The sequence below is a fragment of the Streptomyces sp. MS191 genome (genome assembly GCF_008042125.1).
GTDB lineage: Bacteria > Actinomycetota > Actinomycetes > Streptomycetales > Streptomycetaceae > Streptomyces.
On sequence record NZ_RDBI01000054.1, the window covers coordinates 101424 to 115642 of the forward strand.

Genomic DNA, 14219 nt, shown 5'->3' on the forward strand with positions numbered 1-14219 from the left:
GTGGGGTCAGGCCGTGGCCTTGCGGAGCTGGTCGTTCAGGGCGCCCAGCCAGGCGGTGAACTCCTCGCGATCGGGTTTCGCGACACCGCACAGCGCCGCGACCTGGGCGTCCGTGAGGCCGCCGGGGCCGGTCAGGGTCAGCAGCCGGTGCAGCCGGGTCATCACGGCCGTCAGTCGCTGCGCGTCGGGATGGTCGAGTCGCGTCGTGGTCGTCTCGGTCCTGATCCGGGACCATTCGTCATCGAACGCCATGTCCACCCCCGTGTTCGGCGTCGTGCTGTTCGACCCTATACGGCCGGTCCGACAGTCCGTCCGAGGAAGTCGCCGATCAGCCCGGCGATCGCCGGGGCGTGGGTCTCCAGGGCGAAGTGGCCCGTGGGCAGCAGGTGGATCTCCGCGTCCGGGAGGTCGCGGCGGAAGGCCTCCGCGCCCGCCGGGACGAAGACCTCGTCCCCCTCGCCCCAGACCGCGAGCAGGGGTACCCGGCTCGTGCGGAAGTACTCCTGGAAGGCCGGGTACAGCGCGAAGTTGCTCCCGTAGTCGCCGATCAGGTCCAGCTGGATGTCGTCCTGGCCTTCCCGCGCCATCAGGGCCGCGTCGTGGTGCCAGGCGTCCGGGCTGAGGAGGTCGCGGTACTCGGCCGGCACGCCCGTCTCGTACTGCCACCGGATGCCGTCGAGCGAGCGGATGCCGCGGACCGGCTCCTCGGTGGCGGGGGTGCGTTCGGCGATCATCGCGAGGACCGGTGCCCAGGCGTCGGCGCCGAGGCCCTCGTCGTAGGCGTTGCCGTTCTGGCTGACGATCGCGGTGACGCGTTCGGGGTGGGCCAGCGCGAGGCGCAGCCCGATGGGGGAGCCGTAGTCCTGGATGTAGAGCGCGAACCTGTCGAGGCCGATGGTCTCGGTGAACTCCGCGGTGAGCGAGGCCAGTTCGGCGAAGGTGTAGTCGAACTCCTTCGCCGACGGGGCGGCGCTGCGGCCGAAGCCCAGGTGGTCGGGCGCGACGAGGTGGTAGCGGTCGGCGAGCAGCGGGATCAGGTCGCGGAACATGTGCGAGCTGGTGGGGAAGCCGTGCAGCAGCAGGAGGGCCGGTGCGTCGGCGGGGCCTGCCTCGCGGTAGTGGATCTCGTGGCCGCGGACCGTGGCGGTGCGGTGGTGGACCGGAAGCGTGATGGCCATCTCTAACCCCTCGAAGCGCGTTCACTGGTGACAAGACGAGTCAAGCAGGCGCCTCTCTAACCTGTCAATGGATTTTAAGAGGTTAGAAGTGGAGAGGGGGCAGACTGGGGTCATGACCGTGAGGACCGCACCCACCCACGCCGTCGGCGCCGAACGGCTGCGCGCCGTACGGGGGATGCTCGACGACGCCTTCGACGGCGACTTCTCCGACGAGGACTGGGACCACGCCCTCGGCGGCGTCCACGCCTGGATCGAGGACGGGCGGGGCGTGGTCGCCCACGGCAGCGTCGTCATGCGCCGGGTCCGGTACCGGGGCCGCTCGTACCGCGTCGGATACGTCGAAGGCGTCGCCGTCCGCGCCGACCGGCGTCGGAAGGGCCTCGGTGGCGCCGTCATGGCCGAGCTGGAGCGGGTGATCGACGGGACCTACCCCTTCGGCGCGCTGTCCGCGTCCGACGAGGGCGCCGCGCTCTACCGGGCGCGCGGCTGGGAGGTGTGGGGCGGCCGGATCCAGGTCCTCGGGCCCGACGGCGTCGTCGACCTCCCGGAGGGGGCGGGCAGCACCTTCCTGCGCCCGGCCGCGGGCGGGGTGCTCCCCGCTCCCGCCGCCCCGCTCGTCTTCGACTGGCGCGACGGCGACGTGCTGTAGCGCCGCCGAGGGCCCGCCGTCGTCAGCGCCCGCCCGAGCCGCCCCGGCGGACGTATCCCGCCTCCGACTCCAGCTTCGCCGTGTACGTCGCCGAGATCGCCCAGCCCACACCGAACAGCGCGATGACGTACCCGGGCAGCCCCAGCCCGGACAGGGCCGCGCCGAGGACCGCCAGGACGGCGACCCCCCAGATCACCAGCGCCACCTTGCCGCGACGGCTCAGGAACAGCCACTCCCGCGGGGTCGCGGGCGGTGCCGCCAGTTCGCCCGCCGGACCCGCACTCGCCGCCTTCGGCCGCTTGAAGTAGCCGTACACCAGCCACTCCCCGCACAACTCCCAGCCCTCGGGCTCCAGTTCGCCCAGGACCTTGTCCCGCCGCCGGCCGCCGACCACCTCGCGCCGGTACTCCCAGCGCAGTGCCACCCCCGGCGCGCGGCGGCAGACGAACCGGCCGAGCGCGTCGAGCGACTCGACCTCCCAGCCCTGGTCCCCGTGGATCTCCAGCATCCGGCGGTCGTTGAAGAGGTCGGCGGTCCAGGTCCACCTCTCCGCCCGCTCGTCGGGCTCACCGGGCGGCGGCGCCAGGCCCCCGAGCTGCGCCGCGAAGGCGGCGGCGGGACCGAACTCCGCCCGCGCGTCCGTCCCCGTCTGCGCGAGGTGCCCGCACAGGTCCTCGACCGTCGCGGCGACCTGCGCCTCGGGCACGCCCGCGCCGCGCAGCGCCCGGGCGAGCTCCTCGAAGTAGGTGTCCGTCGTCATGGTGTCCGTCCCCCTGGTCGCAGCATGGTCTGTACGGAGCGGTGGAAGGCCAGCCAGGCCCCGCTCTCGGCCGCGAGGCTCGTACGGCCCCGCTCGGTGAGTTGGTAGTAGCGGCGGCCCGGCCCGCGCTCGGCGGCCCGGAACTCGGCCTCCACCAGGCCCGCCTCCTCCAGCCGGTTCAGGACGGGGTACAGCGTCCCGCCCTTGATCTCGCCGAGCCCCGCCTCCGCGAGGGCCTTGGCGATCTCGTACCCGTAACTCTCGCCGTCGGTCAGGCGGGAAAGCACGAGCAGGTCGAGGACTCCCTTGAGCCAGCTGGATCTGCGGTCGGCGGCCATGGGTGCATCCCACCACTGGCTAGGTAGGAACACAACCTAGATAGCCATGCCTGATCGGGAGACCAGCGCCTTCCCCACGTTCTCGCCGCGCAGCATGCCGAGGAACGCGTCCACGATCCGGTCGAAGCCCTCCGTCACCGTCACGTCCAGCGGCAGCCGCCCGCTCCGCAGGTGCGGCACCGCGAAGTCGTACAACTCCGCCTGCGCGTCCATGTGGTTGCGCACCAGGAAGCCTTCGAGCCGGATGCTCTTCTCGACCAGGTCGAAGAGGTTGCGCGGGGCGGGCGGGGGAGCGGAGAGCGAGTGGTACTGGGCGATGGCGCCGACCCAGGCGATCCGGCCGTACTCGCGCAGCGCGTCGATCGACGCCTCCAGATGGTCGCCCCCCACCCCGTCGAGCGCGACGTCCACCCCGTCCGGCGCCGCCTTCGCCAGCAGCTGGGTGACGGGACCGTCGTGGTAGTCGAAGGCCGCGTCGAAACCGACCCGCTCGGTCAGGTGGGCGACCTTGCGTGCCGAACCCGCGCTGCCGACGAGCCGGCCCGCACCCAGCAGCCGGGCGAAGCGTCCGGCCGCGGTGCCGACCCCGCCCGCCGCCGCCGAGACGAACAGGTCCTCGCCCGGTTGGAGCCGGGCGATCCGGGTCAGGCCGACGTACGCCGACAGGCCCGTACCGCCCAGGACGCTCAGGTGCGCGGCGAGCGGCACGCCCTCGAAGTCCGGGACCGGGCGCACCTCGTCCGGTGCCAGCACGGAGTGGGTGCGCCAGCCCTTGCGGTGCAGGACCAGGTCGCCGGGAGAGAGGCCGGGGGCTCGGGACTCCAGGACCCGGCCGAGGGTCCGTCCCTCCATGGGGGAGTCCAGCGTCCACAGGAAGTCCCCGTCCATCGCCTCGCGGTGGTACGGGTCCACGGACCACTGGAGGTTCTCGACGAGCGCGGTGCCCGGCGCCGGTCCGGGCACGGGCGCCTCGACGAAGGCGAAGTGCGCGGGGGTCGGGAAGCCCTCTGGGCGCGCGGTCTGCTGGACGGTGATCATGGTGTCGTTCGTCATGGCGGAGACCGTAGGAGGGAATGGCCGGGACGGGCAGGGGGTTGCGTCGATGGCAGCAGCCGATCCATGAACTCTCCTCATACGTCCAGGTGGGAGCCCTGATGGCCGACCTCGCCCCGCACGAACTGCGCGTCCTGGTGGCGGTCGGGAGCGCCGGTGGCTTCTCGGCCGCCGCCGCGGCTCTCGGCATGACGCAGTCCGCCGTCTCGCACTCGGTGCGCGGCAGCGAACGCAAGCTCGGGGCGGTGCTCTTCGTACGGGGACGGTCCGGCGCCACGCCGACGGAGGCCGGGGAGCGGGCCCTCGCCCACGCCCGCCGGGTGCTGCGGCTGCTGGAGGTGATGGCGGCGGAGGTGCGGGGCGCGGGCGGCGGCGCGGACGCGGGAGCCGGACCGCTGCGGCTGCGGATCGCCGCCTTCCGCAGCGCCGCCCTGCATCTGCTGCCGCCCGTACTGGCGCGGCTGGCCGCCGGTCACCCCGAGATCGTCCCCGAGGTGCGGATCGTGCGCGAGGTGGGACGCGGCACGGCCGGCGAAGTCCTGGACGGGCGGGCGGACATCGGCATCGCGACGATCGGGACCACCTCTCCCGTGCCGCCGGATCTCGTCGGGGGAGTGCTCCTGGAGGAGGGGTACGCGCTGGTGCATCCGGCGGGACACACGGAGCCGCGCTCGCTCCCGCTGGTCGACTGGGTGGAGAACTGCACCTCGTACACCCGGGAGTGGTGGGCGGCGCAGGACTGGCTGCCGCCGGCCACGGTGCAGGCCGAGGACGACGGGGCGGTGCTCTCGATGGTGGGCAGCGGTTTCGGCATGGCCGTGATGCCCGAACTGTCCCTGACGGGTGCGCCGCCCTCCGTCAGGATCGCCGATCTGGGCCCGGCGCGCCCGACCCGGTCCGTCGGCTACGTCACCACTCCTGAGCTGGCGAAATCCCTGGCGGTACGGGCCCTCATCCGGGAGCTGCGGGGCGGTGTGGGCTGATCGCCGTCTCAGATAGTAGGAAGTCCGAGTAATTGTGGAGACAGACGCGGGCACCTGTCCTAGCTTTGTAGGAGCCGAACGTCTCGCTTCATCAGCGAATGGCGGTCGAGAGCGCGATGCCCCTGTGCAGGTAACCCCTGCGGCGGCGCTCCCCGCCCCCTCCGGCGCCTTCGATCACCACTGATCTCGGATCATCACTGATCTCAAGGAGTCGATCCCTCATGGCCACTCAGACCGCCCGCCGTGTCCGCCACACCGCCACCCACCCCAGCGACGACGCCCGCAAGAACGCCGCGGCCGCCCTCCAGCGGGCCCTCGACCGCCGCGACAACGGCGGCGAGACGGGTCACTGACGAGACCGCTCGCCGACGTGACCGGCCACTGACGAGTCGCCGGCCTCACCGGTCCCTGGCGAGACGGGTCGCTCACCGGACCGCTCACGCGCCGGACCGGTCGCCGGCGGGCCGCCCGTGCCGGTGCGCCGTACCGACCCGGTGCGCCGTACTGCGCGCGGCCGGGCTGGCCCGCGGCAACGCGACCCGGTCCCGGCCCGGTCTCCGACCGGTCCCGGCTGACTTTTCACCGGCCCCGCGCCTGTGCGCGGGACCGCGACCGGTCCGCACCGGGGCCGCGGGCCATCCCGTTCCGCGGACCGGTTCCGGCTGCCCGGCACATCGCCGTGCGGCTCCGCGCCGCCGAGCGTCCGCCCGGCGACGGCGCCGGCGTGACCGTGCCCGACACCCCCGGCCGGACGTTCCGGCCGGGATCGTCGTGCTTCCGTCTCGCCGCGCGGATCCGCGCCGGTCCGTGGCGGATCCGCCCCCGACCCGACGGCCCCGGGCGCCGCGTGGGCCCCCGGTGACCGCCCGGTGCCGTCCGCCCTGCGAAGGGGCGTCGCCCTGCCCCCGCCCGCCTTCCGCTTCGACGGTCGACCGCCCCGCGCGACCTGCTCGCGCGACGCGAGAGGTCCGCATCGTGGACAGAGCGTGTCAGGCACTGGGACGAGGAGTAGGGTGCCGACATGTCTCACAGCATCGATCTGGCAGTCATTCCCGGCGACGGCATCGGCCAGGAGGTCGTGGCCCAGGGCCTCAAGGTCCTCGCGGCCGTCCTTCCGCAGGACGTGAAGCTGGAGACCAAGGAGTACGACTTCGGCGCCCGGCGCTACCACGCGACCGGTGAGACCCTCACCGACGCGGACGCCGAGGCCCTCAAGCAGCACGACGCCATCCTGCTCGGCGCGATCGGCGACCCGTCGGTCCCCTCCGGCGTCCTGGAACGCGGCTTCCTGCTGAAGCTCCGCTTCCTCTTCGACCACCACGTCAACCTGCGTCCGTCGAAGCTGCTGCCCGGCGTCTCCACCCCGCTCAAGGGCGAGCCGGAGATCGACTTCATCGTGGTCCGCGAGGGCACCGAGGGCCCGTACACCGGCAACGGCGGCTCGATCCGCACCGGGACCCCGCACGAGGTCGCCACCGAGGTCTCCGTGAACACGGCCTTCGGTGTCGAGCGCGTGGTCCGGGACGCGTTCGCCCGCGCCCAGGCCCGTCCCCGCAAGAAGCTGACGCTGGTCCACAAGAACAACGTCCTGTCCTTCGCGGGACACCTGTGGACCAACATCTTCAACAAGGTCGCCACGGAGTTCCCCGAGGTCACCACCGACTACCTGCACGTCGACGCGGCGACGATCTTCCTCGTCACCGACCCGGCCCGCTTCGACGTGATCGTCACCGACAACCTCTTCGGCGACATCATCACCGACCTCGCCGCGGCCGTCTCCGGCGGCATCGGCGTCGCCGCCTCGGGCAACATCAACCCGAGCCGCGAGTTCCCCTCGATGTTCGAGCCGGTCCACGGCTCCGCGCCGGACATCGCGGGCCAGGGCAAGGCCGACCCCACGGCCACCGTCCTCTCCGTCGCGCTCCTGCTGCGCCACCTCGGACACGAGGCCGAGGCGGCCCGGGTCGAGGCCGCCGTGGCCGCCGACCTGACCGAGCGCGGGGACTCCGTCCGGACCACGGAAGAGATCGGCGACGCGCTCGCGGTACGCGTAGCGAGCTGACCCGCCGACTGCTCTCTCACAGCCGCCGGGTCGCATCCGCACCCGGCGGCTGTACCTGTGTGGGCGTCGGGTGTCACCATCCCCTCATGGACCACGCACACACCGTTTCCGTGCACCGTCCCCCACGAGCGATAATCGGACGTGGGGCCGCGGCATGCGGGAAAGCTCGGACGTCCTAGCAGAGCACTGATAGCGGCGTGAGCGCGGTCCGTCACACACAACCGGTGAAGGACAAGCACTCATGACGACGCCCACCATCGAGCTCAAGCCCTCCTCCAGCCCGCTGTCCGACGCGGAGCGCGAGGCGATCCTGGCCAACCCCGGATTCGGCCGCCACTTCACCGATCACATGGTGACGATCCGGTGGACCGAGGGGCGCGGCTGGCACGACGGTCAGCTGGTGCCGTACGGCCCGCTCTCCCTCGACCCGGCCACCAACGTCCTGCACTACGCCCAGGAGATCTTCGAGGGCCTGAAGGCGTACCGCAGGCCCGACGGCTCCGTCGCCACCTTCCGCCCCGACGCCAACGCGCGCCGCTTCCAGGCCTCCGCCCAGCGGCTGGCCATGCCGGAGCTGCCCGTCGAGACCTTCATCGAGGCCTGCGACGTGCTCGTCCAGCAGGACAAGGCGTGGGTCCCGGCGCACGGCGGCGAGGACTCCCTCTACCTGCGCCCCTTCATGATCGCGACCGAGGTCGGCCTGGGTGTCCGCCCGGCCAACGAGTACCTCTTCGTCGTCATCGCCTCGCCGGCGGGCCCGTACTTCCCCGGCGGTGTGAAGCCCGTCTCCATCTGGCTCTCCGAGGACCGGGTCCGCGCCGTCCCGGGCGGCATGGGCGACGCCAAGACCGGCGGCAACTACGCGGCCTCCCTCCTCGCCCAGGCCGAGGCCGCGGCGAAGGGCTGCGACCAGGTCGCGTACCTCGACGCCGTGGAGCACAAGTGGGTCGAGGAGCTCGGCGGCATGAACCTGTACTTCGTGTACGGGAACAAGATCGTCACCCCCACCCTGACCGGCTCGCTGCTGGCCGGCATCACCCGTGACTCGCTGCTCCGCCTGGCGCAGGACCTCGGGTTCGAGTCGGAGGAGACCCGTGTCTCCATCGACCAGTGGCAGGCCGACAGCGAGAACGGCACCCTGACCGAGGTCTTCGCCTGCGGCACGGCCGCGGTGATCACGCCGGTCGGCACCGTGAAGTCGGCGCGCGGCGAGTGGCAGCAGTCCGGCGGGCAGCCGGGCGAGGTCACGATGAAGCTGCGCGACGCGCTCCTCGCGATCCAGACGGGCAAGGCCGAGGACGTCCACGGCTGGACGCACGAGCTGGGCTAGACCCTGTCCGGGCCCCGGACGGCGGAAGCCCCCGGGGCGGCCATGGCGGCCGCCCCGGGGGATTCCCGCGTTTCCGGGCGCCCGCGAGCCCCGGGCTCCCCGCGGCTTCAGGAAGCGACGGGCTCCTCGTCACGTCCCCGGTCCCGCCCCTGATCCCGTCCTCGTCGGGCCGCCCGTGCCCGCACCGCGGCCGCCCCCGGCGTCAGCGCCGCGTACAGAGCCCCGCCGGCCAGTCCCGAGAGCACGAAGCTGCAGTCGATCCCGCCGGTCAGATCCAGCAGCGGGCCCTCGTACAGCGGGGTGGAGACCCCGGCCAGGCCCACCGCCGCGCCGATCGCCCAGGACACCGTGGCCCGCGGGTGCCAGCCCGCCCGGTACCAGTACGCACCGCCCCGGGTCCCCCGGTTGTAGACCTGGAGGGCCTCCGGGTCGTAGACCCCGTCGCACCGCGCGTGGCCGATCAGGGTGATCACCGCCCAGGGCGTGCCGATCGCCGTCAGCAGCAGTACGAACGACGTCATCGCCGTCTGCGCGTCCGAGGCGAAGTGCCCCAGGAAGACGAAGGCCGTCGCCACCGCGGCGACCACCAGCGTCGCCCGGGCGCGCGTCGCGCGGGGCAGGATGGCGTCGAGGTCGAGGCCCATGGAGTACAGCATCAGCCCCGCGTTGCCGACCGAGCCGGCGGTCGCCGCGAGCAGCAGCGGCACCAGGTACCAGACGGGGGAGGCCGCGACGAGCGGGCCCGCGTAGTCCAGGCCGCCGCGGGCCGCCAACGCCGTGTACGTGCCGAAGAGCTGAGGGACCAGCAGACCGGCGAGCAGGCCCAGACAGGTGGTCCGCCACACCGTCCGCGTGCTGTACCGCTCCGGGGAGACGTAGCGGGTGTAGTCGCCGAGCAGGGTGATGAAGGCGACCGGGCCGCTGAGTCCGGCCGCGACCGCGGACAGCACCCAGGTCGGCCAGAACGAACCGAGCAGGTACGGGGTGTCCGGAGGGGCGGCCGTGGTGAAGTCCCCGGCGTAGGCGACGAGTCCGAGCGCGAGCAGCAGGGTCATCCCGACCGTGAGTGCCTTGCTGAGCCGCAGCAGGAGCCGGTAGCCGTACACCGCGCCGACGGCCGTGCAGGCCGCGAGCACCGCGTACACCACGGTGTGCGCGACGCCGCCGGTCGGCAGGCCGGTCAGCCGGGCGAGCGTGCCGACCATCACGTCCCCGCCGATCCACAGCGTCAGCGCGGTGTAGCCGAGCGAGAGCAGCAGGCCGACCACCGAGCCGACGAGCCGGCCGCGGACGCCGAAGAACGCGCCGCTCGAGGTCGAGAGGTTGGTCGCGGTCCGCAGCGAGACCAGCGCGAGCGGAGCCGTGACGGCCACCCCGACGAGCGTGCCGGTGACGACGGAGGTCACCGACGCCCACAGCCCGAGACCGAAGGAGACCGGTAGCCAACCGAAGACGATCACGCCCAGGCACAGGTTCGAGCCGAGCAGGATCGAGAGGAGGTCGCGGGGACCGCTGGTGCGTTCCGCCTCGGGGATGGTGTCGACTCCGCGCTGTTCTATCGGCATGCGGGACTCCCTGTGGTGTGCGCCGTTCGCCAGAATTTGAGTGCCGCTCAATGTGACGCACGCGAGTGGCTCGCGTCAATGCTTGGAAGACTGGACTTCAGCATTTAGAGTGGCGTTCAAACAGGAGGTGTTTTCAGGTGCGACTGACCCCCACCGAACGTGACCGGCTGCTGCTCTTCGGCGCCGCCGAGCTCGCCCGGGCCCGGCGGGCGCGGGGCCTGCGGCTCAACGTTCCCGAGGCGACCGCGCTGGTCGCGGACGCCGTCTGCGAGGCGGCGCGCGACGGTCTGCGGCTGGCCGAGGCGATCGCCGCGGCGCGGTCCGTGCTCGGGCCGGACGACGTGCTGCCGGGCGTCGCCGACATCGTCACGGAAGTGCATGTCGAGGCCGTCTTCGACGACGGTTCGCGGCTCGCGGTCGTCTCCGACCCGATCGGCGGGGGAGCGCTGGGGGAGGCCGCCCCGGGCGCCCTGCTCCCGGGACCCACCGAGGCGGAGCGGCCGCCAGCCCTGACGCTGACGGTCCGCAACACCGCGTCGGTGCCGGTCAGTGTCACCTCGCACTTCCACTTCTTCGAGGCCAATCCGCGTCTGGACTTCGACCGGGCGGCGGCGTTCGGCATGCGGCTGGCGGTCCCGGCGGGTTCGTCGTTCCGGTTCGATCCGGGCGGGGTGGCCGAGGTCGGTCTCGTGCCGATCGGGGGTGCCCGGGTCGCGATCGGTTTCGCCGGTCTGGTGGACGGTCCGCTGGACGCGCCGGGCGCGAAGGAGGAGGCGCTGCGCAGGGCGGCCGCCTGCGGCTACCTCGGTGTCGAGGCCACGAAGGAGGGCGAGTGATGGACCCCTACGAGTACGCGTCGGTGCACGGTCCCCGTGCCGGTGACCGGGTCGTCCTGGGAGACTCCGGGCTGGTGGTCCGGGTGGAGTCGGACGCGCAGAAGCCCGGTGACGAGTTCCTCGCCGGCTTCGGCAAGACGGCCCGCGACGGTCTGCATCTGAAGGCCGCGGCCGTCCGTGAGACCTGCGACGTGGTGATCAGCAACGTGCTGGTGATCGACGCGGTGCAGGGCATCCGCAAGGTGTCGATCGGCATCCGTGAGGGGCGGATCCACGCCATCGGCCGGGCCGGGAATCCCGACACCCTCGACGGGGTCGACGTCGTCGTCGGCACCGGCACCTCGATCGTGTCCGGTGAGGGTCTGATCGCCACCGCCGGAGCCGTCGACACCCATGTCCACCTGCTCTCGCCGCGGATCATGGAGGCGTCGCTCGCGAGCGGTGTCACGACGATCATCGGCCAGGAGTTCGGGCCCGTCTGGGGCGTCGGCGTCAACTCGCCCTGGGCGCTGCGTCATGCGTTCGGTGCTTTCGACGCGTGGCCGGTCAACATCGGCTTCCTGGCGCGGGGTTCGTCCTCGGACCCGGCGCCGTTGGTCGAGGCGCTGGCCGAGGGCGGGGCGTCCGGTTTCAAGGTCCACGAGGACATGGGCGCCCACACCCGGGCCCTGGACACCGCGTTGCGGGTGGCCGAGGAGCACGACGTGCAGGTCGCGCTGCACAGCGACGGTCTGAACGAGTGCCTGTCGGTGGAGGACACCCTGCGGGTGCTGGAGGGCCGGACGATCCACGCCTTCCACATCGAGGGCTGCGGCGGCGGTCACGTGCCGAACGTGCTGAAGATGGCGGGGGTGCCGAACGTCATCGGTTCCTCCACCAACCCCACCCTGCCCTTCGGCCGCGACGCGGTCGCCGAGCACTACGGGATGATCGTCTCCGTCCACGACCTGAAGACCGACCTGCCCGGTGACGCCGCGATGGCGCGCGACCGGATCCGGGCCGGGACGACCTGCCCGGTGACGCCGCGATGGCGCGCGACCGGATCCGGGCCGGGACGATGGGCGCGGAGGACGTCCTGCACGACCTGGGCGCGATCGGCATCACCTCCTCGGACGCCCAGGGCATGGGAAGGGCCGGCGAGACCGTACGCCGGACCTTCGCCATGGCCGGGAAGATGAAGGCCGAACTCGGCCCCCTGGAGGGCGACGGCCCGCACGACGACAACGCCCGGGTCCTGCGCTACGTCGCCAAGCTCACCATCAACCCGGCGATCGCCCACGGTCTCGCGCACGAGATCGGTTCCCTTGAGGTCGGCAAGATGGCCGACATCGTGCTCTGGCGGCCGCAGTACTTCGGTGCCAAGCCGCAGATGGTCATCAAGAACGGTTTCCCCGCGTGGGGCGTGACGGGTGATCCCAACGCGGCCACCGACACCTGCGAACCCCTCGTCCTCGGCCCCCTGTTCGGCGCCCACGGCGCCACCCCCGCGGACATCTCCGTCGCCTTCGTCGCCCGGGCCGCCGTCGACCTCGGCTCCGACGCCCTGCCCACCCGCCGCCGCCGGGTCCCCGTCCGCGACACCCGGGGCATCGGCCCGGGGAACCTGCTCCTCAACTCCCGCGTCGGCGACGTGGGCGTCGACGACCGGACCGGCCTCGTCTCCCTGGACGGTGAGCCGATCCGGTCCGAACCCGCCGAGTCCATCTCCCTCAACCGCCTCTACTTCCTCTAGGACCCGAACCATGACTTTCCGTATGCCGCCCGAGTGGGCCCCGCACGAGCGCACGTGGATGGCCTGGCCGGGCCCCAACCCCACCTTCACCGACGAGGAGGAACTCGCCGCGGCCCGCGCCGCGTGGGCGTCGGTGGCCCGTGCCGTACGCCGCTTCGAGCCGGTGACGATGGTGGTCGGGCCGGACGGCGCCGAGTCCGCCCGCGCCCTGCTCGGGCCGGACGTCGAACTGGCGGAACGCGAGCTCGACGACGCCTGGATGCGGGACATCGGCCCCACCTTCGTCGTGGACGGCTCCGAGCTCGCCGCCGTGGACTGGGTGTTCAACGGCTGGGGCGGGCAGGACTGGGCCCGCTGGGAGCACGACTCCGAGATCGCCCGCCAGGTGGCGGACCTGGTGGGCGCGCCGGTGCTGAGCAGCCCCCTGGTGAACGAGGGCGGCGCGATCCACGTCGACGGCGAGGGCACGGTCCTGCTGACCGACACGGTCCAGCTCGGCGCCGGGCGCAACCCCGAGTGGACCCGCGAGCAGGTCGAGGCCGAGATCCACGCCAAGCTCGGGACCACGAAGGCCATCTGGCTCCCGCACGGCCTGACCGGCGACTACGGCATGTACGGCACGCAGGGGCACGTCGACATCGTCGCCGCCTTCGCGGCGCCGGGCGTCGTGGTCGTCCACAGCCAGCAGGACCCGGCGCACCCCGACCACGAGCGCTCGCGGACGTACGTCGACATCCTGAGCCGCCAGACGGACGCGAAGGGCCGCGCCCTGGAGGTCGTGAAGGTCCCGGCCCCGACGGTCCTCAAGGACGAGGACGGCGACTGGGTCGACTACTCGTACATCAACCACTACCTGTGCAACGGCGGAGTGGTGCTGTGCGGCTTCGACGACCCGAACGACGAGATCGCCGCGGGCATCTTCCGCCGGCTCTTCCCCGAGCGGACCGTGACCCTGGTGGACGCGCGCACCGTCTTCGCGGGCGGGGGCGGCATCCACTGCATCACCCAGCAGCAGCCGAAGGTCTGATCCCGGCGCCGTCCCCGGTCGCCGCCGAGCGGGCGGCGACCGGGGACGGTCTTGCGTGCGATCCGGGGCCGGGCCAGGATCGGACTCATGATCAAGGGCGTCATGTTCGACTTCTCCGGGACCCTCTTCCGCGTCGAGCCGACCGAGGAGTGGCTGCGCGCCGTCGTCGCCGCCTCCGGCACCGACCTGCCGGAGACCGAACTCCTGGCCTGCGCCGGGCGGCTGGAGGAGGCCGGCGCCCTGCCGGGAGGTGCCTCGCCGCGCGCCCTGCCGGCCGCGCTGGAACCCCTGTGGCGCGCGCGTGACCTGAGCGCCGGGCAGCACCGCGCCGCGTACACCGCCCTCGCCCGGGAGGCCGGACTGCCCGCTCCGGGGCTCGCCGACGCGCTGTACGAGCGGCACCTCGAACCCGCGGCCTGGCGGCCCTACCCGGACACCGTGGCGACCCTCGAAGGGCTGCGCCGGCGGGGCGTCCCCGTCGCCGTCGTCAGCAACATCGGCTGGGACCTGCGCCCGCTCTTCCGCCACCACGGGGTGGACCCGCTGATCGACGCGTACGTGCTGTCCTTCGAGCACGGTGTGCAGAAGCCCGATCCGGCGCTCTTCGCGACGGCCTGCGAGGCGCTCGGCCGGGCGCCCGCCGACGTCCTCATGGTGGGCGACGACCGGGTCGCGGACGGCGGCGCGGCGGCGCTGGGCTGCCCGG

At 72.7% G+C, this 14219-nt stretch carries 14 protein-coding genes and 1 pseudogene; 9 read left to right on the forward strand and 6 right to left on the reverse strand.

The features are described from left to right. Positions 1–6 precede the first annotated feature (6 nt). Both EAO71_RS23485 and EAO71_RS23490 read right to left on the reverse strand, forming a co-directional pair. Positions 7–252, reverse strand: coding sequence for a hypothetical protein (locus EAO71_RS23485; RefSeq protein ID WP_147979809.1), 246 nt, complete (start codon positions 250–252; stop codon positions 7–9). A gap of 35 nt (positions 253–287) precedes the next feature. Beyond that, on the reverse strand, positions 288–1178 hold the full coding sequence (locus EAO71_RS23490) for an alpha/beta fold hydrolase (protein WP_147979810.1): 891 nt from the start codon (positions 1176–1178) through the stop codon (positions 288–290). A gap of 112 nt (positions 1179–1290) precedes the next feature. Here EAO71_RS23490 and EAO71_RS23495 point away from each other — a divergent pair, with 112 nt between their 5' ends. After that, a complete protein-coding gene (locus EAO71_RS23495; RefSeq protein ID WP_147979811.1) occupies positions 1291–1827 on the forward strand; it encodes a GNAT family N-acetyltransferase in 537 nt (178 codons plus the stop codon). 22 nt (positions 1828–1849) lie between these two features. Here EAO71_RS23495 and EAO71_RS23500 read toward each other — a convergent pair whose 3' ends face one another. The 3 genes from EAO71_RS23500 to EAO71_RS23510 are packed head-to-tail and all read right to left on the reverse strand — an operon-like array spanning position 1850 to position 3978. Beyond that, complete coding sequence (locus EAO71_RS23500; protein WP_147979812.1) at positions 1850–2587, reverse strand: hypothetical protein; 738 nt, start codon at positions 2585–2587, stop codon at positions 1850–1852. Continuing rightward, positions 2584–2925: a PadR family transcriptional regulator gene (locus tag EAO71_RS23505; protein WP_147979813.1), complete on the reverse strand. Its 342-nt coding sequence runs from the start codon at positions 2923–2925 to the stop codon at positions 2584–2586. The genes EAO71_RS23500 and EAO71_RS23505 overlap by 4 nt, the downstream gene beginning before the upstream one ends. Positions 2926–2961: 36 nt before the next feature. Further along, positions 2962–3978: an MDR family NADP-dependent oxidoreductase gene (locus EAO71_RS23510; RefSeq protein ID WP_147979814.1), complete on the reverse strand. Its 1017-nt coding sequence runs from the start codon at positions 3976–3978 to the stop codon at positions 2962–2964. Between the two features lie 101 nt (positions 3979–4079). Between EAO71_RS23510 and EAO71_RS23515 the strand changes: the two genes are divergently transcribed. From EAO71_RS23515 to EAO71_RS23525, 4 genes are all read left to right on the forward strand, one after another. Further along, positions 4080–4961 carry a LysR family transcriptional regulator gene (locus tag EAO71_RS23515; RefSeq protein WP_147979815.1) on the forward strand — a complete coding sequence of 294 codons (882 nt, stop codon included), beginning with the start codon at positions 4080–4082 and terminating at the stop codon, positions 4959–4961. Positions 4962–5182: 221 nt separating this feature from the next. Continuing rightward, positions 5183–5314 (forward strand): hypothetical protein, encoded by a 132-nt coding sequence (locus tag EAO71_RS39085; RefSeq protein ID WP_261992307.1) that lies wholly within the window; start codon positions 5183–5185, stop codon positions 5312–5314. Between the two features lie 668 nt (positions 5315–5982). Then, positions 5983–7023, forward strand: a complete 1041-nt coding sequence (locus tag EAO71_RS23520; protein ID WP_147979816.1) for a 3-isopropylmalate dehydrogenase — start codon at positions 5983–5985, stop codon at positions 7021–7023. 241 nt (positions 7024–7264) lie between these two features. Further along, entirely contained in the window at positions 7265–8353 is a 1089-nt protein-coding gene (locus tag EAO71_RS23525; protein WP_147979817.1) for a branched-chain amino acid aminotransferase, read from the forward strand. 107 nt (positions 8354–8460) lie between these two features. Here the strand turns inward: EAO71_RS23525 and EAO71_RS23530 are convergent, their stop codons facing one another. Then, complete coding sequence (locus EAO71_RS23530) at positions 8461–9918, reverse strand: cytosine permease (protein ID WP_261992308.1); 1458 nt, start codon at positions 9916–9918, stop codon at positions 8461–8463. Positions 9919–10055: 137 nt separating this feature from the next. Between EAO71_RS23530 and ureA the strand changes: the two genes are divergently transcribed. From ureA to EAO71_RS23550, 4 genes and pseudogenes are all read left to right on the forward strand, one after another. Beyond that, positions 10056–10754 (forward strand): urease subunit gamma, encoded by a 699-nt coding sequence (ureA, locus tag EAO71_RS23535; RefSeq protein WP_147979818.1) that lies wholly within the window; start codon positions 10056–10058, stop codon positions 10752–10754. After that, positions 10754–12486, forward strand: a pseudogene (locus EAO71_RS23540) (urease subunit alpha). The gene ureA and the pseudogene EAO71_RS23540 overlap by 1 nt, the downstream one beginning before the upstream one ends. Positions 12487–12496: 10 nt before the next feature. Beyond that, positions 12497–13513 (forward strand): agmatine deiminase family protein, encoded by a 1017-nt coding sequence (locus tag EAO71_RS23545; RefSeq protein ID WP_147979819.1) that lies wholly within the window; start codon positions 12497–12499, stop codon positions 13511–13513. Between the two features lie 87 nt (positions 13514–13600). Continuing rightward, positions 13601–14219 (forward strand): HAD family hydrolase (locus EAO71_RS23550; RefSeq protein ID WP_147980023.1); only part of this gene is annotated, 619 nt, incomplete at its 3' end.